Source organism: Clostridium nitrophenolicum (assembly GCF_055391695.1).
The window spans coordinates 990,021-1,011,420 of the sequence record NZ_AP042469.1; the positions used below are offsets into that span (position 1 = coordinate 990,021).

Consider the following 21,400-nt stretch of genomic DNA (forward strand, 5'->3'; position numbering starts at 1 on the left):
GGAGGATTAAGTGTGGGATTAGGCAGTTTTTTAAATTTAGTTGAAATAAAAACAAAAGTAGCAAGCATTATTCCCTTTACGCTAGGAACATTATATGCAGTATATAGGTTCCATAAGTTTAATTTGAAAAATTTTATTCTAATGCTTGTGACAATGTTAGCCTTTGATATGGTTACAACTGCAATTAATAATTATATAGATTTTAAAAAGGCAAAAAAAACTAGTGGATATAATTATGAAATTCATAATGCTATTGTAAAATACAACTTGAAAAGTAGCTCTGTTATAGCTATTATTATTCTCTTGTTGTTTATTTCAGTATCTTTTGGATTTGTATTATTTTTAAATACTAATATCGTAGTACTAGTTCTTGGTACCATATCCTTTATTGTAGGTATTTTGTACTCCTATGGACCTATACCTATATCAAGAATGCCTTTAGGTGAGATATTTTCGGGATTATTTATGGGATTTATTATAATGTTTTTATCTGTATATATACATGTATATGACCAAAATGTAGTATCAATAGTTTTTCATAATGGAGTAATGAATGTAAGTATAAATATTATTGAAGTTCTATATATTTTTTTGACATCACTGCCATTGGTAAGTGGCATTGCAAATATCATGCTTGCAAATAATATTTGTGATATTGAGGATGATATAGAAAATAAGAGATATACTTTGCCAGTATATATAGGAAGTACAAATGCATTAATGTTATATAAAGGACTCTATTATGTAGCATATCTATCAACAATATTAATGATAATGTTAAGAGTTGAACCTGTATTCTCCCTAGTTTCTCTAATTACTTTTTTATGGGTAGATAAAAATATAAAATTATTTTATGAGAAGCAAACTAAGAAGGATACTTTTATTACATCTGTTAAAAACTTTGTACTAATTAACACTGTTCAAATAGCATCTATAAGTGCATCTATAATAATGAATAAGTTATAAAAGCATTGTTAAAGGTTTAGCGATAGGAAGCTAAATTTATTTAAATTTTTTAGATACAATTAATAAAATCACATAAAATCTCCACAAATAGTTGTTATAATGTTCAAAGAAAATGGGTCAAGAGATTTATAAAGACTTAGACTATTATAATAACTTCTAAAATTTAAAAATACTATAAAAGGAGATTCAAAAAATGAGAAAAGCACTAGGAATTATTTTATCATCTGCTTTAGTTTTTTCATTGGCAGGCTGTGGAGCTAAATCTGAAAATACAGCAAGCAATGCATCAAGTACTACTCAAGGGGCATCCAAGTATAAAGATGGGACTTATGATATAAAAAATAAAAGTGAGAAACCAGGTTTTGAGGAAGCCATAGTAACGATAAAAGATGGAAAAATCCAAAATGTTGACTTAAAGAGACTAGACAATAATTCAAAAGAAATTAACTATGATGAATGGAATGGACAAGGTGGTAAACCGAATTTAAAGCAAGCTAAACAAGATTTATCAAAAGCAATGATTGAAAAGCAATCAGCTGATGTTGATGCTACCTCTGGAGCTACTGTATCTTCAAATGGATGGAAGAAAGCAGTTTCTGATGCATTAGCAAAAGCTTCAAAATAATAACTTTAAATATAACGAAAAAACGGACTATATAAATAGTCTGTTTTTTCGTTATATTTAAGTAAGGCTTAGTAAAAAAGCGAATAGAAGATGTAAAAATAAATATTATAATAGACTTTGAGATATAGTATAATTACAAACAATCTATGGCCTTAAAAGATAATAATTAGCTTTTCAAGCATATAGAAGAAAAGTTCATATAATTGACTTAAGACATTTTATAAATATAGGGGGTAACGCTGTGCTAAATACTAAAAAAGTTCTTGTAGTAGATGACGAAGATAAAATAGTTGATGTTATAAAATCCTATTTAGAAAGAGATGGCGCTGAGGTATTTGTGGCTTTTCAAGGGAAGGAAGCCTTAGATATTTTTGAAAGAGTTAACCCAGAATTAGTAATACTTGACCTTATGTTGCCGGACATGACTGGAGAAGAGATTTGCAAAGTTATAAGAAAGAAGTCGAGAGTTCCAATAATAATGCTTACTGCTAAGATTGATGAGAAAAGCATAATATCTGGATTACATATAGGCGCAGATGACTATGTCACTAAGCCTTTTAGTCCAAGAGAACTAATGGCTAGAATATTTGCTTTATTAAGAAGAGTAAGTGAGGAGGCAGTACCATTATCAGATGTAGTGTCATTAAATAATGGTGACTTAGTAGTGGATGTTCTTAAACGAGAAGTAAGAAAAAAAGGTGAGGTTGTAGAACTAACTATAACAGAATATAAAGTGCTAATGGCATTCTTAAAGTATCCTCAGAAAGCATTTACAAGAGAAGAACTAATAAGTATTGTTCTTGGAAAAGATTATGGTGGATATGATAGAGTTATAGATACTCATATAAAAAACTTAAGACAAAAATTAGAAACAAACCCTAAAGAACCTGAATATATAATTACTGTCCATGGCACAGGATATAGGTTTGGAGGAGAGTAACATGAAGAAAAGTCTTAGAAGAAAGTTATCACTTTCCTATATACTTGTGGCAATGATTTGCGTATTTCTTATTAGTATACTTTCAAATTTCTTTTTAAAAAACTTATTTAAGAATTATATTACTCAAGAACATGAGATAAAGAATAACGCTATAGTTGCAGCCATAAGCAAACAATACTTAGGCGATGGAAAGTGGAATACCGATGAGATTAAAAATCTTGGTGTAGATGCAATTGAAAATGGATTATTTGTTAGCGTAAAAGATATATCAGGGGAAATAATATGGGATGCAGAAGTTTATAACAGAAGTAAATGTGAATCAGTTAAAAATCGATTAATAGTTAACATGGAAACACATTTTCCAAAGTGGAAGGGCATATATACAAAAAACGAATATCCTATATTAGTCAATTCGAATAAGGTAGGATGTGTATATATAGGATATTACGGACCATTTTACTATAGTGATAATGATATTTTATATGTTAAGACACTAAATAAGATATTGTTATATGTTGGTATAGTATCATTATGTATTGCTTTAGCATTAGGACTTTTAATGGCTAAAAGACTCAGCAGCCCCATACTAAATGTCATAGATATTGCTGGCATGATATCAAAAGGAAACTATACAGAGAGAATACAAATAAATTCCGACATAGATGAAATAGATAAGCTGACAACAACAATCAATAATCTTGGAGCATCCCTCTATGATCAAGAAAAGCTAAGACAAAGGTTAACTAGAGATATTTCTCATGAACTTAGAACTCCTCTTTCAACATTGCAGAGTCATATGGAAGCATTGATAGATGGGGTGTGGGAGCCAACAGCAGATAGGTTAACAAGCTGTCATGAGGAAATACTAAGATTAAAACGTCTTGTAGGAGACTTAGAAAAGCTTGCTGAGTATGAAGGAGAGAATCTTTTATTGAATATAACTAGATTCAGTTTAGGAGAAGTGATCAGCAATATAGCAGTAAACTTTGAAAAGGAATTTTTAAATAAAGGAGTGAATTTAAGTTTTAGTGATAGAGATATTACCATAAATGCGGACAAAGATAAGATAATTCAGGTTTTAGTAAATTTAATATCTAATGCATTAAAATATACAGAAAAAGGCGGAAAGGTAGAAGTGAGTCTATTAGAAGATAGCGAGTTTGTTGAATTAAACGTGAAGGATACAGGGATAGGCATCTCTAATGAGGACTTACCTTATATATTCGAAAGGTTTTATAGGGCAGACGAATCTAGAAATAAATTAACTGGTGGAGCAGGAATAGGTCTTACAATAACAAAGTCAATTATTGAAGCTCATGGTGGAATTATAGCTGTTGATAGCAAAATAAATGAAGGAACTAACTTTGTAGTTAAAATACCAAAAAACCTAGAAGTGACAGATTAAGTACTTTGAGGTTTATTCATTACTGTGATGGAACAGACCAGAATCTTTAATATAAGTGATGATTGTGAATTTTACGGTATTTTTATATTGCACTTTAAAGATATTACGAGTTGAAGTTATGAATCTTATAAGAAGGATATTCAAAAGAACTTATAGAACTATTAAAGAAAAGTATATACTGAATAAAAGAGTATCTAATAGCAAAAGATTTTAAGGTTATAGGAGAGATTGTATGGAAAAGAGATATGTCATAGGAGTTGACTTAGGAGGAACAAAAATTAGCACTGCTCTTGCAGAATTAAATGGGAATATACTTAGTAAATATACTATTCCTACAAATGCTGCGGGAGGAGAACAGGAAGTATTAGGAAGAATACTTTCTGCTATTGAAAAAGTATTAGCGCTTGGAGATAAGAAGGTTGATGAAATAAAGTCCATAGGAATTGGATCCCCTGGACCTTTAGACTCCAAAAAAGGAATAATACTAGAAACCCCTAATCTACCATTTGAAAATTTTCATCTTGTTAAGCCTATAGAAGAAAGATTTAAAATACCTACCTATTTGGAGAATGATGCTAACGCAGCAGCTATAGGTGAATTCATGTTTGGAGCGGGCAAAAATACAAAAAATATGGTTTATATTACCGTAAGCACTGGCATTGGTGCAGGTGCTATTGTTGATGGAAGAATCTATCGAGGTAATACCTGTAATGCATTGGAATTAGGACACACTACTATATTGCCTGAGGGACCAAGATGTAACTGTGGCAACTATGGCTGTTTAGAAGCGCTGGCATCAGGTACAGCTATTGCGAGAATAGCAAATGAAAAGCTTAAAGCTGGAGCGGAAAGTTCACTAAAGAGCTACAAAGTTGTAACCTCTTATGAGGTATTTGAAGAAGCAAGAAAAGGTGACAAGCTATCATCAGATATAATAGATAAAAGCCTTGAATACTTAGGTATAGGAGTATCAAATATAATTACTATCATGGACCCCGAAATAGTGGTGCTAGGAGGGGGCGTATCCTTAGCGGGAGAGATAGTTTTTGATAAGGTGAATGAAGTAATTAATAAAAGGTGCTTTAAAGTATTAAGAGAAAATTGCAGAGTTGAACCTGCAGCTTTAATAAAGCAATCTGGAGTAATAGGAGCTGTTGCTCTAGCTATTATGGAAAGTCAATAGTTTAATAATATAGAGCTACTAGGCCGAAAGTTGACTTATAAGCCGGGATATGTTTCCAAGCCTCAGCACGTTAAAAACTTTTAGCCAGTCTAAAGCTTATGTTTTAAGCAGAGAACCAAAATCTTAAGCAGATATCTCAAATCTGTGATTTGGAGATAGTCGCTTACACAGAGTGTTGATTTTGTGTGAATCGCTTACTCCTCTGACGTAAGGAAGAGGAGCGTCATATAGCATTAAGCCGCTGTGCTCAGTCGGACCAACTTATCAATTAGCATTTGATAAGTCGCTCGTGAAAAGCCATTTAGGCTTTTCACCAACTCTAAAGTTCTAAGCTTCTCTTAAAACCTTTCACTAAGACTGACACAAAGTTTTTAAATCTACCTCAGCTTTGGAAACATATCCCTCTGTATAAGCTAACTTTCTAGTTAGTTTCTCTATAAAGGACTAGACCTAAAGTTAGTTTTTCTATATAAAAAAATTACCCCTACGTTAGTTAGTGGTAATTTTTTTATATTTATGTGAACATTTGCTATTTGTTATTCATCTAATAAGTGTAAAAAAGTTCCTTAGCTAAGGGGAATACGTAAAATAGGAGGGGATATGGTGGAAGCAGTTTCATCAGTGAAAGATAGTGGGGACAGAATGCAGGATATAAAACTGGCTAAAAAAGGTGACAAGGCAGCTTTTGTAAGAATAATTGAGGAAAATAAAGCATCTATGTATAGAGTTGCAGTAAGCATTTTAAATAATGAGCAGGATGTGGAAGATGCTTTTCAAAATACTATAATAAAGGCTTATGAGGGCATTGGTAGTTTAAAGAAAAACCAATATTTTAAAACATGGCTTATAAGAATTTTAATAAACGAGTGTAATGCCATTCTTAGAAGCAATAAAAAAATAGTGCATGTAGAAGAATTTGATGATAAGGCTTCAAGTGATTTCTCTAACCTAGAACTTACAAATGCAGTTAATTCTCTTGAGGAAGACTTAAGAGTTGTGACAACTTTGTTTTATTTTGAGGACATACCTCAAAAGGATATAGCTAACATTCTAAGTATTCCTGAGGGGACGGTACGTTCTAGACTTTCAAGAGCAAGAAACAAACTTTATGAAATGCTAAAAGAAAGGTAGGAGAGATATATGGATAAAGATTTATTATTTGATGATATTTTAAAGGAAAAAGCAAATAACGAAAAGCTTGTACTACCAGAAAAACTGGATTTGAAAATAAAAGATACTCTAAATAATTTACCTGAAAGAAGTAATAAAAAAGGTAAATTTATAAAAAAGGTTGGAATCGCTGCTGCAATTACATTAGCCTGTGGGGTTGGTGTTAGTATAAGTTTTCCAGCTTTTGCACGCAATCTTCCAGTGGTAAGTTCTGTATTTCAATACCTAAGTGAAAAGAATATTATTGATAAAGATTATGTAAGATATAGTGCAGATTTAAATATGAGTAAAAGTTACAATGGAATAACTGTAACTATTAACAGTATAGTTTATGATGGTATAGATTTAAGCATTGGTTATACTGTTGAAAGTCAAAATGAAATTAAAGAAACACCTGTTATTATAGGACCGAATATGAAAATCAATGGCAAAACAGTTGGTTTTGGAGGTGGAGGTGGTGGAGAATTTAAGGACAAAAAAACCTACATTGGAGTACGAACTGTTAATATGGCAAAAGACTATTTGCCTAAAGAAGTTACTAAACATATAGTAGGAGGGAATGTGAAAATTCCTGATGAATTTATTATGGATTTTAATATAAGAGATCTTTCACAAAATATGAAGGGAAAGTGGGATTTTAAATTTAAGGTTTCTACTGAAAAAATAAAGAGCAATGTAAAATCAATAAAAACTAATATAGATTTGTCAGCTGTAAGACCTGGATTAAAGGTAAATGAGGTTATAATATCACCAATAAATACGGTATTAAGAACTGTGGAGAAAAGCAGTGAAGGTTTAGTTTTAGATGGAATGTATATTGTATTTGATGATAAAGGAAGACCACTTGAAATGAAATCAGGAAGTGGTAATGGTTCAGCAGAAGTTGATACTTTTTATACACAGTTACTATTTAGAAATGTGTATGAAGATAGTAAAACTTTGACTTTTATACCTTATATGGATTCAAAAGAGATTTTGAAAGGGAGAAATGATGAAGTAGAGAATTGGAGAAAGAAAAATAATGGTAGAATGGACGGTTTTAGATCAACGTATAAACCAGTTACTAAAGAAGTTTCTTTAAATTTAAATGGTACCACTATTCTACAGGAAGGAAAACTAGGGGATTATAAAGTAACAAAAATTGAATTTTTACAGAATAAGACACTAATTCATTATGAATGTACTAAGCTTCTTCCTATGATGTTTCCTTATGAAATAAGTTTAATTGATTCATCAGGAAAAGTATATGAGTTAAATAAAACTATGGTAAAAGAAATAGATTCAGTAGCTCATAAATATATAGGGGAGCTTCCTGCTATGAATAAAGATATGAAGTATAAGCTAAAGTCTAGAGATTTTGAAAAATTGTACGAAGTTAGGGAAGATGCAAAGTTCACTATTCAGATAAAGTAGAAGATATGCTTTCGGAAACCCTATATATAATTTATAATTTCTATTTAAGAAATAAGGGGTGTAAGTTGAATTTTTTCTTACACCCCTTTAAGTCCGACCTTACGCCCAAATGGTTACGCAGTCGCTGACTTAAGCTTTAATTTATTCATAAATTTATGAATAAAATGAGCTACTCCATTAAGGTCATTTGACACTGAAACATGACTGCATATAGTTTTTATATCATCCTTGGCATTTCCCATTGCAACGCTTATTCCGACTTTTCTAAACATAGATATATCATTATAATTGTCACCGATTGCTGCAACATCTTTTAATGGAATGCCTAAGTAATTAGCTAGATATTCTAAAGAATTACCTTTGGAGGCATTTTTATTAATCATTTCAAAGTTATATTCTGATGAGACAACCATAGATAAATTCTTATATTTGCTATAGCGATCTCTTCCATACTGAAGCCTGTTCTTATCGAAAGAAACAGCAGTTATACTGCAAAAATCTAAGTCCGAATTTAAAATATCATCTTTACAATTTATAAGTTTAATACCTTCTTGAGAGAATATTAAGCTTGTCATATCACTGACGATGTTTATAGGAAGAGAAGGATCATTGGCTTTTGCTATTTTAAAGTCTTTTTCCAGTATTGTTTTTGTATCATATGGCAAAAATAAGTTTTTATCTGTACATATTTCAAAAAAATATTCATTTTCATAAAGCCAATTTAGCACATATTCAAGGGACTCTTTATCTATAGTAGAAGACTTTAATTTTTTTCCTTCCTTAGAAAATACTAAAGCACCATTATTTGAAATTATATGGGCATTAATATTTGCCTTTTTACATATGTGAATAGCATCAGAGTAGGTTCTACCTGTTGCAATTGCTATTTCTACTCCTTCTTGCTGAGCTAATTTTAAAGCCTCAATATTTTCTTTACTTACTTCATGATTTGAATTTAAAAGAGTTCCATCTAAATCTGTTGCAAAAAGTTTCATTACACACACCTCACATTACTCAATTACAATTAAATTTACATTATTTTTATCTAAAATTTTCATAAATTCTTCATCAGGATATTGATCAGTAATTATTAAATCTATCTGCGAAAGATCGCATACTTTAAAGCTTGCAGTTTTGTTAAACTTTTTATGGTCCGCTAAAACTATAGACTCTTTAGACTGCTCTACCATTTTTCGCATAACTGCAGCATCCTCATCATCAGCAACAGTGATTCCATTAGAGGATATAGCTAGTGCTCCTAAAAAGGCCTTGTCAGCAAAATAATATGACAACATGTTTATTGTTGCATTTCCGTATAAATATCTATGCTCATTGCTTAGCTTTCCTCCAAGTAAAAAGGTGTTGACCTTAGATTTCTTGGAAAGTATATCTGCTACATTTATTGAGCTCGTAATTATATTACATTCCTTATCTTCTAATAGTTCAGCACAAGCTTGAACTGTTGTTGAAGTATCTAAAATTACAGTGTCTCTTTCTTTAATGAGAGAAGCGCTTAGTTTAGCAATTTTATGTTTTTCTTCCACATCAAATAGGAGCCTTTCAGAATAGCTTTTTATCTCTTCATTTGGTACTGGAAGTATTGCCCCACCGTGAGTTCTAATAATAGCACCTTGCTTTTCTAAGTTAACTAAGTCTCTACGAGCAGTATCCCTTGAAACATCGTATAACTTACATATGTCTTCTACACTTATTCTTTTATTTTTACTTAAATAATCTAGTATTAGCTGCATTCTCTCTTCTTGATACACATAAATCACCTCTGAAATCATAATGCTGTATAAGTAAATTGTAATGATTTATAAGTGATTTGTCAATGTTTTGTAAGTAAATATAAGTGAATATAAGTTTTTTAAGTTATAACATTGGAAACAATATAGAGTTACAGATGCGAATTTTGATATGCGAATTAAATATATATTTATAAAGTACAGTAAAGAAAAAACCTAATGTTTGTATTTGGTTAAATCTTGTAATATGATTAGATTAAATATATTAATATGAGGGTGAAGTATATGAAAATAACTGTACTTGTAGAAAATACTAAAGGTGAATTAGAAGATTTGATTAATGAACATGGACTGTCTTTATATATAGAAAAAGGTAATAAACGTATACTATTTGACACTGGTAAAACTAATAATTTTATAATCAATGCACAGAGGCTAGGAATTAATTTAGAAAATATAGATATTGTGGTTCTTTCTCACGGACATTCGGATCACGGAGGAGGGCTTCTATCTTTTCTAAAAATAAACAACAGAGCAAAGGTATATATGAAAAGGAAGGTTTTTGGAGACTATTACTCAGGAAATATACTTTTTAAGAAAAGTATCGGAATTAATAAAGAAGTATTTGAAAAGTACTCCAGTAGGATAGAATATGTTGATAACTTTACTGAAGTAATGGAGGATGTTTTTATCATTACAGATATACAAAAGAATCATAAAGTTCCTGAAGGTAACAAGTATTTATTTGTAAGAGAAGGTAATAAAATAGTTAATGATAAATTTGAACATGAATTAATTATGGTTATAAAAGAAAATGAGGGAATATGTATGTTTAGCGGATGTTCTCATAATGGAACTGTGAATATGATAGAAGCTGTTAATAAGTTATTTCTAGGGACAAGTATTAAAGCACTTATAGGTGGGTTTCATTTAGCTAAAATACCAGCAATGGATATCTTCAGTACATCACAGGATGAGATTGATTTAATTATTAATAAAATTATTAATGAAAAAATAGAAAAAGTATATACTGGACACTGTACAGGAGAGAAAGCATATAACAAATTAAAACAGGGTTTAGGAAATAAGATTGAATACATTAGAACCGGAAGTGAAATTCAGATTTAAAATATAGATATCCAACCTGAGTGTTTGACTTATTAGCGGTATTCATAGGGGTACCTCTTTTGTACTGTCAGATGTACCCCTATGAATACCTTGGTTAAGTCAATTATCGAAGTTGGATATCTATATAGACATAGAACCTATAAGGTAGACATATACTCTGTAGTTTGTTTAATATTTTTATTGGGGGAAAAGGAATATGGACATAAAAACTATTGGGGATATTATTTCAGAATATGTTAATGGGATAATCATATTGGACAAAGAAGGAAGGATTATATGGAGTGATGATTTATATAAAGAAATTTCTTATGAAAAAGAGATTTTAGGGAAAAAGTTTAGTGATGTATTTTCAATAGATCTAAATCAAATAAAAAACATTACAATTAATAATTTGTCAGGGAAAAAGTACAAAATGAAATGTAGAAATATCAAGGAAGGTGAAGAGGAATACATACTAATTGTTATAGATGAAATAACAGACTTTAATAATAAGGATACGAAAATATATTGTCTAGAGAAAATAATCGATAGCATTAATGACGGAATCATTATAAGCAATTATGAAGGTCGCATTGTTTTATATAATAAATCACAGGAAAAATTAGAAGAATTGAGTTCAAAGGAGGTAGTAGGTAAATTCCTTTGGGAAGGTTATCAATCTAAGCCGGAGCTCTCAGAGCATCAGAAGGTATTTAAGACTAATACTCCAATAATAGATAAATATCAGGCACATTCATATAAGGGAGATGTAGCAAAATATGTTTCTTATAGCACATATCCTATTGTAAAAGATGGAGAAACCATAGCTGTATATTCTGTTTGTAAAAATGAAAGTAGTTTACAGGCCTTGCTTCATGAAACACTTGAGTTAAAACGTAAATTATATAGTAAATCTAAATATAATGAAAAAAAATATCAAAAAAATGGTACACAGTATATATTTACAGATATCATAGGTGATAGTAGTGTTATGGTTAATTTGATAAAAGAATGTCAGACTATGGCTTTGGTTAATAGTCCCATATTAATTGTAGGGGAAACTGGCACAGGAAAAGAAGTGTTCGCTCAAAGTATACATAATTTTAGCAAAAATAATAAAGAGGCCTTTGTTGATATTAATTGTTCTGCTATACCAGAAAATTTATTGGAAAGTATATTATTTGGTACTGTAAAAGGTGCATATACAGGAGCTGTAGATCAGGTAGGTTTGTTTGAAGAAGCTGGGGAAGGAACATTATTTTTAGATGAAATTAACTCTATGCCTATTTTAATGCAATCAAAACTATTAAGAGTATTGCAGGAAAAAAAGGTTAGAAGGGTAGGCGGCATAAAATCTATACCAATTTCCTGTAGAATCATTAGCGCTGTAAATGAAGATCCTCAAAAAGCAATTAAAGAGGATAAATTGAGGCAAGATCTTTACTATAGGCTTGCAGGTGTTAGTTTGTATATTCCTCCACTTAGAGAAAGAAAAGAGGATATAGTAACTACAATAGAATTTTTTATTAACAAATACAATAAAATGCTTAATAAAAATGTTAAATCAATGTCGAAAGAACTTAAGGAAGTAATGATAGATTACAAATGGCCTGGCAATGTAAGAGAACTGGAACATGTTATAGAAAATATAATGATTAGAACCGCAGATACTCAAACTGAATTAAAAATATTAGATATTCCGCATTATATTAGAGATGATATGATTGGTTCAATATCTATAGACAAAATTCAGAAAAACAAACGTGGGCTACCAGATATACTAAGGGGCGTTGAAAAAGAATTAATATTGGAAAGCTTGAAGAAAAATAATTGGAATATAAGCAGAGCAACAAAGGACTTAGGAATAATAAGACAAAGCCTTGAGTATAGAATGAAAAAACTAAAAATAGAAAAACCAGCAGACAAGTAAAATTGCGATTATTAAGAAGTGCATAAAATTTAGATAATAATATAAAAATTAGTACACTGAATTTACTGGGTTGAAGTGGTTCATTGCATAAATTTTATGCAATAAAATGAAACTTCGCTTACACAGGGGATTTAATGAAAGATAGCTATCTAATAAATTCTTCTGTGAATTTTAGCAAAAATACTAAGCTTATGAAGCCTTTAAGTTAAAAGGCTTTATTTTTTTTCAATATATAGTTTTTGGCATAAAGGTTGCTTATATTACAGTGTATAAGGAATTAAAGGGGGATTTATTAATGAAACCAGAAATACTTTATTCGGTAAAAGCTCAAAGGGGATCAGAACTTCGCTGTAAGGGATGGAAGCAGGAAACAATTCTTAGAATGCTTGAGAACAATATGGAAAATGCAGAGATTCCAGAATTGCTCGTTATATATGGTGGCAATGGAAAGTGCGCACGTAACTGGGAATCCTATCATGCTATTGTTAAGTCTCTTAAGGAATTAGAAGATAATGAAACATTAGTTGTTCAATCTGGTATGCCTGTGGCAATTTTCAAAACTCATAAATTAGCTCCTAGAGTTGTCATGGCAACAACAAATATTATGAAAGCAGACTGGCCAACTTTTTATGATTTACAGGATAAGAATCTTACTATATTTGCACAGTATACAGCGGCTCCTTGGGAATATATAGGAACACAGGGGGTTATACAGGGAACTTTTGAAACTCTGTCAGCTATTGCTATAAAAAGATTTAACAATAGCTTAGCAGGCAGAATTTATCTTACAGCAGGAGCAGGGGGAATGGGTGGCAACCAGAGCTGGGCAATGAAAATGCATGGTGGAGTTGCTATTGTAGTAGACGCAGATGAAAGAGTAATAAGAAGACGTATAGAAAAAGGCTACATGGACAAGATTGTTTACACTTTTGATGAAGCTAGAAAAATGGCAGAAGAAGCTGCAGCTAAGAAAGAGCCATTGGCAGTTTCAGTAGTAGGCAACGCAGCGGATATATACTGGGAAGCCTATGATAAAGGGTTTATGCCAGATATTATAAGTGAAATGTGCCCATGTCATGATCCAATCTCCTACATACCATCAGGGTATACTGGAGAACAGGCAGATGAATATAGAGTTAGAGACAGAAATGCATATTTACAGGATGCAAGAGAAACTATGAAACGTCAATTAAGAGCAATGATTGCATTTTCTAAGAAGGGCATAGAAGTATTTGAGTATGGAACAAGTATAAGAAAAGAGTGTATGGATGCTGGAATGCCTAGAGAAGAAGCACTACAGATACCAGGCTTTGTATCCGCATATATAAGACCACTATTCTGTGAAGGTAGAGGGCCTTTTAGATGGACCTGTATATCAGGAGATCCAGAGGATTTAAAGATAACAGATGATTTAGCACTTGAAATATGCAAAGGAGATCCATTAGTAGAAAGATGGATAAATCTTGCTCGTAAAAATCTACCAATAGAGGGATTGCCAGCAAGAATATGTTATATGGGGTTTGGGCAAAGAAGAAAATTTGGTTTAGCAGTTAATGAATTAATTAAAAAGGGTGAACTAAAGGGACCAGTAGCATTTTCAAGAGACAATCTTGACTCTGGCTCAATTGTAAATCCAACCTTTGAATCAGAGAATATGAAAGATGGCGGAGATTTAATATCTGACTGGCCATATTTAAATGGTTTATTAAATTGTGCAGGCATGTGTGATTTGATTGCTATACAGGCAAACTACTCAATGGGTGAAGCTGTTCATACTGGGGTAACTATGATTGCAGATGGAACTGAAGAAGCAAATTTTAGACTAGATGTATGCTTAACTGTTGACTCTGGAATAGGTGTAGTAAGACATGCACAAGCAGGCTATGAAACAGCTAAGGCTGTAGCTAACGGTGAAGGAAAGCTTACAGAGGATAGCATAAAGATACCTTTATGGTGGACACCAACAGCTACCTTTGGTCCAGAAGGAAAAGCATCACGCTAAAAACTTGAAAATAGTTTTTTAGTTGAGAATTGAGAGCTAAGAGTTATGGAGGTTTTTCCTCTTTAACTCTTAACTAAAGTTATTGGTAGTACAGAAGGGATATCCCTATGAATACCGATAATAGGTCAAGCATCTAAGTTTGATATCTATATTCATTAATAAACTTAAAAACATAGCAGCATGAAGGGGGAGGAGTGTAATGAATAATTTTGTAATAATAGACGGAAATAGTCTTACTATTGAAGAAGTGGTCAAGGTTGCAAGAGAAGATGTAAAGATAAAACTTTCAGAACAAGCTAAGGAAAATATTATTACATCGAGGAAGACTGTTGAAAAACTAATAGACAAAGGTCAAGTAATATATGGAATCAATACTGGTTTTGGTAAATTTAGTGAGGTAGCTATATCACCTAAAGAACTTGAGCAATTACAGAGAAATTTAATTTATTCTGATGCAGTTGGTACAGGAGATAATTTTTCTGTAGAAGTAACCAGAGCAATCATGCTTCTTAGAATTAATGCTCTTGCTAAGGGGCACTCAGGAATAAGACTTGAAACCGTTGAAACATTAATAAATATGTTAAACAGTAGAGTGCATCCATTAATCAGAGAACAAGGGTCAGTAGGAGCCAGCGGAGATTTATGTCCACTTGCTCACATGGTACTTGTTATGATAGGTGAAGGTAATGCAGAATATAATGGCACAATTATGAATGGAAAAAGTGCTATGGAGATGGCTCAAATTCCTATAATCAGTTTAGTAGCAAAAGAAGGTTTAGCACTTATCAATGGGACCTGTGCTATGACTGCAGTTGCCTCTTTGGCTGTGCATGATGCTTATATTTTATTGAAAAGTGCAGATGTTGTGGCAGCCCTATCTATTGAAGCCTTAGAAGGTATTGTTGATGCTTTTGATGAAAAGATTCATAAAGTTAGGCCGCATAAAGGCCAGATCCTTTCTGCAAAAAACTTACGGAATCTTTTAAAGGAAAGTAAGCTTACTACAAGGCAGGGAGAAAAAAGAGTTCAAGATGCTTATGCTTTGAGATGTATACCACAAATACATGGTGCAAGCCGTCCAGCAATGGAATATGTAAAAGCAGTTGTGGAAATAGAGATAAATTCAGCAACGGACAATCCGTTAATTTTTTCAGAAGAGAAAGAAGTTATTTCTGGTGGAAACTTTCATGGACAGCCTGTGGCAATAGCTATGGATACTTTGGGAATTGCAGTAGCAGAGCTTGCAGATGTCTCTGAAAGAAGAATTGAGAGGTTACTAAATCCAGCATTAAATGATCTACCTGCATTTTTAACACCGGTTGCAGGGATAAATGATGGTTATATGGTAGCACAGTATGCCGCAGCATCTCTTGTATCAGAAAATAAAATACTTGCCCATCCAGCTTCTGTTGATTCTATACCTACCTGTGCTAATCAAGAAGATCATGTAAGCTTTGGAACCATTGGTGCTAGGAAGGCAAGTCAAATAATTAAGCATACTCAAAGAGTTCTTGCAACAGAACTTGTATGTGCAGCTCAAGGTGCTGACTTTAAGGGCAAAGATAGGCTTGGAAAAGGTACAGCGGCAGCATATGCAGTTGTGAGAAAAAAAGTTGATTTTTTAGAAAATGATAGAATACTTTATTTAGAGATTGATGATAGTCAGGAAATTATTAAATCTGGAGAATTACTAAAGGAAGTTGAAAAAGTAATTGGCAAAATAGAATAGGTTTTTTATTATGGAGATCCAAATATGAATATCTATGACTAAACTAAATATCAAATTTTTTTGCCTATATATTATGCTGGGAGGAAAGAATGTTGGAGGATAAAGAAAGTAAAATTAAGATTGATTTGTTAATAAAAGATTGTGCTCAGCTTTTAACCTGTAGAAAAAATTCTGAGGATTTAATTGGACTTGTGGAAAATGGTTATGTTGCAGTTTCAGGAGAAAGCATTGTTTCAGTAGGAAATAAAGAAGAGGTTATGGCGGTTATTGATTCTAGTGAGGCTGAAATTATAGACGGTAAGGGAAAAGTAGTTCTTCCAGGCTTTGTAGATTCTCATACACATCTTATATTTGGAGGGTCAAGAGCTAAGGAATATTCTGCAAGGATGTTAACAGATGACCCTGAAATTCTTAAAGCACTAGGCATAAAAACTGGAATCATGGCAACTGTTGAAATGACAAGAAAATCCTCTGAAGAAGCGTTGTTTAATGCAGCAGCAGGCAGAGTTAACCGTATGCTTCAAGCAGGTACAACCACCGTTGAAAGCAAAAGCGGATATGGGTTATCCACCATTTCAGAGATTAAAATATTAGAGATAAATAAAAAATTAAATGAAAGCATGAACATAGATGTAATCTCAACGTTTTTAGGAGCACATGGGTGGCCGGAAGATCTTCCAAAGACAAAGTATATTGATATATTACTTAAGGATATGATCCCTTATGTTGCAGAGGAGAAACTTGCACAATTTTGTGATGCTTGGTGCGATGATGGGCATTATACAGCAAAAGAGTGCAAAAAAATTCTTAAAGCTGCTAGAGATTATGGATTAGAGCCTAAAATTCATACCGATGCTTATTCATATATTGGAGGATCAGATTTGGCAGCAGAGATGAAAATGGTATCTGCTGATCATTTAAACTACACTCCCCAAAATGTAATAAAAAAATTAGTAGAGAAAGGTGTACCAGGAGTTTTGCTGCCAGGAATAGATTTTACTGTAAACCATCCTAAACCCTTTGAAGTACGGCCTATGATAGAAGAGAATTTAACAATAGCGTTAGCAACTAATTGTTGTCCAGGGTGTTATATAGAATCTATGCAATTTATTATAGCTTTAGCATGCCGTCAGCATAAAATGAGCGTACAAGAAGCAATAGCAGCGGCAACTTTAGGCGGAGCATTTGCTCTTGGGCTTAATAAAGATAGAGGATCTTTGGAAATAGGCAAGCTTGCTGATATTCAGATATGGGATATTTCTCAGTATGAAGATGTAGCATACCATATTGGTGGCAACCTCGTTGAGAAGGTTATAAAAAGAGGCAAGATTGTTGTTGATAAAGGTAGGAATAAATAATATGTGCAATTTTCATATTCTTAATCAAATAATTGATTCTAAGGACTTTACAACTGGCGGTGGTTCAGCATCAGCTATGGCTGGCGCTATGGCAGCAGGACTAGTAGCTATGGTGGCGAGACTATCGTTAAATAAACAATATGTTCTATCAGATGATGAGTATGACGCAATAATAGAAGAAGCAGACAAAATTGCAAAAGAGCTAGAACTTGGAGCTAAGTTAGATGCAGAAGCATACAAGTTGATTAAGGCAGCTTATATACTTCCTAAAGATACAGAAAGTGATAAGAAAAGAAGAAGTAAGGCTATAGAAAAAGCAGGGATTGAAGCTGCCACAGTTCCTATGGAGAACGCAATTAAATGTAAAAAAATATATGAATTTTGTCTCATACTAAAGGGGAAATCTAATCCCAATGCAGTTTCAGATCTAATGACAGCGGAGGGGCTAAGTAAAACTGGAATTGAAGGTTGTGTGCTAAACATTGAAGCAAATCTTCCTCTAATAAAGGATGAAAATATAATAATCAAATTTAAGAAAGAAGCAGTTGAATTAAGACAAATTTAGCATGTGTGAAAGGAGATAAATTTAACATGAGAGTATTGTTGAGTGAAGTCAATATCAGCGAAGGTAGAAATGATGAAGTAATTGAAAAAGTTAAGTCTGCCCTTTTAATAAATAATGATGTTAAAATGATTGACTTTAATTCAGATAGAGATCATAATCGATCAGTTTTTACCTATATAGGAGAACCGGAAGCGGTTTTAGAAGCCACAAAAAGATTAGCAGATAAAGCCATTGAATTGATTGATATGACAAAGCACAAAGGAAGTCATCCAAGAATGGGTGCTATAGATGTTGTGCCTTTTGTTCCTGTAGAAGGTATAGAAATTCCAGAGGCCGTTAAAATAGCAAGAGAATTTGGGAAGTATATGGGGAGCAAGGGAGTACCAGTTTATTTTTATGAGGATGCGGCAGTTGAGCTAAATAGAAAAAGCTTAGTTGATATAAGAAAAGGTGAGTATGAAGGCTTGGCAGAAAAAATGAAAAAAGCAGAGTGGATACCTGATGAAGGGCCAAAAGAATTTGTACCTAAGAGTGGAGCTTTAGTTACAGGAGTTAGATTTCCGCTGATAGCCTTTAATGTAAATTTAAGAACTAATGAACTTGAGATTGCTAATCAAATTGCAAAGGCAGTTAGAAATATAAGTGGAGGTTTTAGATTTGTAAGAGCCATTGGACTGCATATTACAGAAAAGAATATGGTTCAGGTTTCAATGAATCTTATTAACTACAGTAAAACACCTATTCCAAGAGTTATGGAAGCAATCCGATGTGAGGCAGCACGATATGGTGTTTTGATAGCAAGTGCAGAGCTTGTTGGACCACTTCCATTGCTGGCAATTGAAGAAGTTGTAAGACACTATTTACAGGTGCATGATTTTTCTATAAAACAAATTATAGAAACAAACTTAATATGATAAAGAATAGGAAAAGCACCTCTGTTTAATATGAATAGAGGTGCTTTGTTTTTAGATTAAGTAATGTTAAAATATGAATTATGGGTAAAAAAATGGGTTTAAGTAATAACTTTGGAAAAAGTTAAAGTATACTAAAGGGGAGGGAGTATTAAGATGAAAAAGAAAGGAGTTGTTTTACTATGTTTTATCACAATAGCTACGGCGACATTTGCAGCTTTCCAAAAATATAATACAAAGCATGTGGATACAACAAAATATGTGGATACGACAGAATACGTTGACATATATGATACCGTTAAAGAAGCATTTCTAACTGATAAGGGGTATACAGGTGAAATTCCTAAACATATGTCACAAGAAGTGTTTAAACGTACTAATATTTATAATGCTTATAATGTAAATAATCCAGAATACAAGAAACCTTTTAAAGTAATCTTCCAATTAAAAAAAGGTTCGCAAAAGAAAGAAAATGACAAAATCTATGTAACAATGACTTACTCAGTTGAGATAAAAGATTCAAAGGACAAGACCGTAGGTGGTTCATGGAATATACCAATTACTTTTACTGTCAAGAAGGATGGTGATAACTGGTACATAATAGACAAAGATGAGCCAGCTTAAAGTATACTTAAAATTAGTTAAAAGCTATTACAATATAAGGAGGTATCATAAATGGAAAATGAGGATTCACTGAGAGGTGTTATTGCAAATGTAATTGGTGGTATTTCTTTAGGAATATCTTTAATTATGATTGTACTTATATTGAATTGGTTTTTTAAAATAACACCATACCAAAAACTAGAAGGTATGCCTTTACTCATAACACCTTTTATAACTCCAATAGGTTTTATTATGGGGGTAATATCATTAAAAATATCACGTAATACATTTGGTAAGTGGGGCGTAATTAGTAACGTTATATTATTTATACTGCCTTTTTTATACTGGTATTTGGGGACTCTAATTTTTGGACCTTAATCTATGATTAAATAAGATTTAATAGGAGCTACATGATGAAGAAAAACATTTTAATGATTACACCAGAAAACAAAGAAATCAATAACTTTAGAAAAAAACAATATAATAATTTTATTCAAATTACTATGCCATATTTAGCAGCTTTTATTGATGAATCAAAATATAACATTACTTTAGTTGATGAGTACAATCAGGAGATAGAATACGATAGCAAGTATGATTTAGTTGTTATAACTGTAAATACACCAAATGCAATACATTGTTATAATATTTCTCAAAAATTTAGAGAACAAGGTGTAAAAGTAGTTATGGGAGGACCACATGTAACTTTGTTACCAAATGAGGCCATAGAGCATTGTGATTATATTATAGTTGGAGAAGCTGAAGAAACTTGGACTCAGTTTCTTAATGATTTCTATAACAATTGTGCAAAGAATCAGTATATCTGTGAAGACGCACCTTCTTTGAAAGGGATTCCTATACCGAGAAGGGACCTTGTTAAAGGCAGATATTTTACAAAAGGAGCAGTTTTTGCTACTAGAGGTTGCCCTTATAAATGCAGCTATTGTAATTTAAAACAAATATATTGCGACTCCTTTAGAACTCGTCCTATAAATGAAGTGATAGAAGATATAAAAAGCATTAAAAGTAAATACTTTGTATTTTGGGATGATAATTTCTTTGGTGATATAGAGTATGCTAAAAAACTAATGATTGAACTTACAAAATTGAAAAAGAAATGGGCTGCACAAGTTACATTGGAACGATGTCAAGATGAGGAGCTTTTAAGAATTGCAAAAAAATCAGGGTGCATATATTTCTTTGTCGGATTAGAGTCCTTTTCGCAAGATGGACTTGCAAGTGTTAATAAGGGAATAAATAATGTGAGTAAATATAAGAGCATAATAAATCTATTACATAAAAATGGAATATCAATACAAGCAGGGATAATATTCGGCTTAGATACAGATAAAAAAGATATATTTGAAAAGACACTTAATGCCTGTAATGAACTAGGGATAGATGGAGCTACAGTAAGTATATTAACTCCATTACCAAGAACTCCTATATATGAACAAATGAAAAATGAGGGAAGATTAATAAGCAATAAATGGACATACTATAATGGTAAAACACGAGTAGCATTTAAACCTAAAAATATGACTGCGGGAGAATTATATGATGGTTATATGTGGTTTAGAAAAGAATTCTATTCTATAAAGTCTATTTTTAAAAGAATGTCAGTTTCCAAAACAAATCTATTATACAATTTTGTAGTGAATTTAGGATACAAAATGTCCATATTGGATACTAATAAAAAGTGTTATAAGTAATTGTAATGGACGCTTTGAGGCTATTACTGATAA

The 21,400-nt window shown here is 32.1% G+C and carries 19 protein-coding genes; 17 read left to right on the top strand and 2 right to left on the bottom strand.

Features of this window, described 5'->3' with window-relative positions:
• Positions 1 to 12 precede the first annotated feature (12 nt).
• From menA to ACZ5N4_RS04565, 7 genes are all read left to right on the top strand, one after another.
• Positions 13 to 966 carry a 1,4-dihydroxy-2-naphthoate polyprenyltransferase gene (gene menA, locus ACZ5N4_RS04535; RefSeq protein ID WP_464207545.1) on the top strand — a complete coding sequence of 318 codons (954 nt, stop codon included), beginning with the start codon at positions 13 to 15 and terminating at the stop codon, positions 964 to 966.
• Positions 967 to 1,159: 193 nt separating this feature from the next.
• Positions 1,160 to 1,591: an FMN-binding protein gene (locus ACZ5N4_RS04540; RefSeq protein ID WP_464207547.1), complete on the top strand. Its 432-nt coding sequence runs from the start codon at positions 1,160 to 1,162 to the stop codon at positions 1,589 to 1,591.
• Between the two features lie 241 nt (positions 1,592 to 1,832).
• A complete protein-coding gene (locus ACZ5N4_RS04545; RefSeq protein WP_464207549.1) occupies positions 1,833 to 2,531 on the top strand; it encodes a response regulator in 699 nt (232 codons plus the stop codon).
• 1 nt (position 2,532) lies between these two features.
• Positions 2,533 to 3,936: a sensor histidine kinase gene (locus tag ACZ5N4_RS04550; protein WP_464207551.1), complete on the top strand. Its 1,404-nt coding sequence runs from the start codon at positions 2,533 to 2,535 to the stop codon at positions 3,934 to 3,936.
• Between the two features lie 232 nt (positions 3,937 to 4,168).
• The gene (locus tag ACZ5N4_RS04555) at positions 4,169 to 5,119 is read left to right on the top strand and encodes an ROK family protein (RefSeq protein WP_464207553.1); all 951 of its coding nucleotides are present in this window, start codon (positions 4,169 to 4,171) and stop codon (positions 5,117 to 5,119) included.
• A gap of 600 nt (positions 5,120 to 5,719) precedes the next feature.
• On the top strand, positions 5,720 to 6,250 hold the full coding sequence (locus tag ACZ5N4_RS04560; protein WP_464207555.1) for a sigma-70 family RNA polymerase sigma factor: 531 nt from the start codon (positions 5,720 to 5,722) through the stop codon (positions 6,248 to 6,250).
• A 9-nt stretch (positions 6,251 to 6,259) separates the two neighbouring features.
• Complete coding sequence (locus tag ACZ5N4_RS04565) at positions 6,260 to 7,702, top strand: DUF4179 domain-containing protein (protein ID WP_464207557.1); 1,443 nt, start codon at positions 6,260 to 6,262, stop codon at positions 7,700 to 7,702.
• A gap of 113 nt (positions 7,703 to 7,815) precedes the next feature.
• On the opposite strand, the gene ACZ5N4_RS04570 is transcribed toward ACZ5N4_RS04565, so the two are convergent.
• Together ACZ5N4_RS04570 and ACZ5N4_RS04575 are read right to left on the bottom strand one after the other, a co-directional pair.
• A complete protein-coding gene (locus ACZ5N4_RS04570) occupies positions 7,816 to 8,697 on the bottom strand; it encodes a Cof-type HAD-IIB family hydrolase (RefSeq protein ID WP_464207559.1) in 882 nt (293 codons plus the stop codon).
• 15 nt (positions 8,698 to 8,712) lie between these two features.
• Positions 8,713 to 9,471 carry a DeoR/GlpR family DNA-binding transcription regulator gene (locus tag ACZ5N4_RS04575; RefSeq protein ID WP_464207560.1) on the bottom strand — a complete coding sequence of 253 codons (759 nt, stop codon included), beginning with the start codon at positions 9,469 to 9,471 and terminating at the stop codon, positions 8,713 to 8,715.
• Between the two features lie 264 nt (positions 9,472 to 9,735).
• On the opposite strand from ACZ5N4_RS04575, the gene ACZ5N4_RS04580 reads away from it, so the two are divergent.
• The 10 genes from ACZ5N4_RS04580 to ACZ5N4_RS04625 all read left to right on the top strand — a co-directional run bounded on the left by ACZ5N4_RS04580 (position 9,736) and on the right by ACZ5N4_RS04625 (position 21,367).
• Complete coding sequence (locus ACZ5N4_RS04580) at positions 9,736 to 10,578, top strand: MBL fold metallo-hydrolase (protein ID WP_464207562.1); 843 nt, start codon at positions 9,736 to 9,738, stop codon at positions 10,576 to 10,578.
• Between the two features lie 196 nt (positions 10,579 to 10,774).
• On the top strand, positions 10,775 to 12,487 hold the full coding sequence (locus tag ACZ5N4_RS04585; RefSeq protein WP_464207564.1) for a sigma-54 interaction domain-containing protein: 1,713 nt from the start codon (positions 10,775 to 10,777) through the stop codon (positions 12,485 to 12,487).
• A 295-nt stretch (positions 12,488 to 12,782) separates the two neighbouring features.
• Positions 12,783 to 14,489 carry a urocanate hydratase gene (locus tag ACZ5N4_RS04590; protein WP_464207566.1) on the top strand — a complete coding sequence of 569 codons (1,707 nt, stop codon included), beginning with the start codon at positions 12,783 to 12,785 and terminating at the stop codon, positions 14,487 to 14,489.
• A gap of 199 nt (positions 14,490 to 14,688) precedes the next feature.
• A complete protein-coding gene (hutH, locus tag ACZ5N4_RS04595) occupies positions 14,689 to 16,218 on the top strand; it encodes a histidine ammonia-lyase (protein WP_464207567.1) in 1,530 nt (509 codons plus the stop codon).
• Between the two features lie 89 nt (positions 16,219 to 16,307).
• The gene (gene hutI / locus ACZ5N4_RS04600) at positions 16,308 to 17,576 is read left to right on the top strand and encodes an imidazolonepropionase (protein ID WP_464207569.1); all 1,269 of its coding nucleotides are present in this window, start codon (positions 16,308 to 16,310) and stop codon (positions 17,574 to 17,576) included.
• Positions 17,554 to 18,141, top strand: coding sequence for a cyclodeaminase/cyclohydrolase family protein (locus ACZ5N4_RS04605; protein ID WP_464207572.1), 588 nt, complete (start codon positions 17,554 to 17,556; stop codon positions 18,139 to 18,141). The genes hutI and ACZ5N4_RS04605 overlap by 23 nt, the downstream gene beginning before the upstream one ends.
• Positions 18,142 to 18,167: 26 nt before the next feature.
• The gene (ftcD, locus tag ACZ5N4_RS04610) at positions 18,168 to 19,055 is read left to right on the top strand and encodes a glutamate formimidoyltransferase (RefSeq protein WP_464207574.1); all 888 of its coding nucleotides are present in this window, start codon (positions 18,168 to 18,170) and stop codon (positions 19,053 to 19,055) included.
• A 153-nt stretch (positions 19,056 to 19,208) separates the two neighbouring features.
• Positions 19,209 to 19,676, top strand: coding sequence for a hypothetical protein (locus ACZ5N4_RS04615; RefSeq protein ID WP_464207576.1), 468 nt, complete (start codon positions 19,209 to 19,211; stop codon positions 19,674 to 19,676).
• 51 nt (positions 19,677 to 19,727) lie between these two features.
• Complete coding sequence (locus ACZ5N4_RS04620; protein ID WP_464207578.1) at positions 19,728 to 20,033, top strand: hypothetical protein; 306 nt, start codon at positions 19,728 to 19,730, stop codon at positions 20,031 to 20,033.
• 35 nt (positions 20,034 to 20,068) lie between these two features.
• On the top strand, positions 20,069 to 21,367 hold the full coding sequence (locus ACZ5N4_RS04625; protein WP_464207580.1) for a B12-binding domain-containing radical SAM protein: 1,299 nt from the start codon (positions 20,069 to 20,071) through the stop codon (positions 21,365 to 21,367).
• The last annotated feature ends 33 nt before the right edge of the window (positions 21,368 to 21,400 follow it).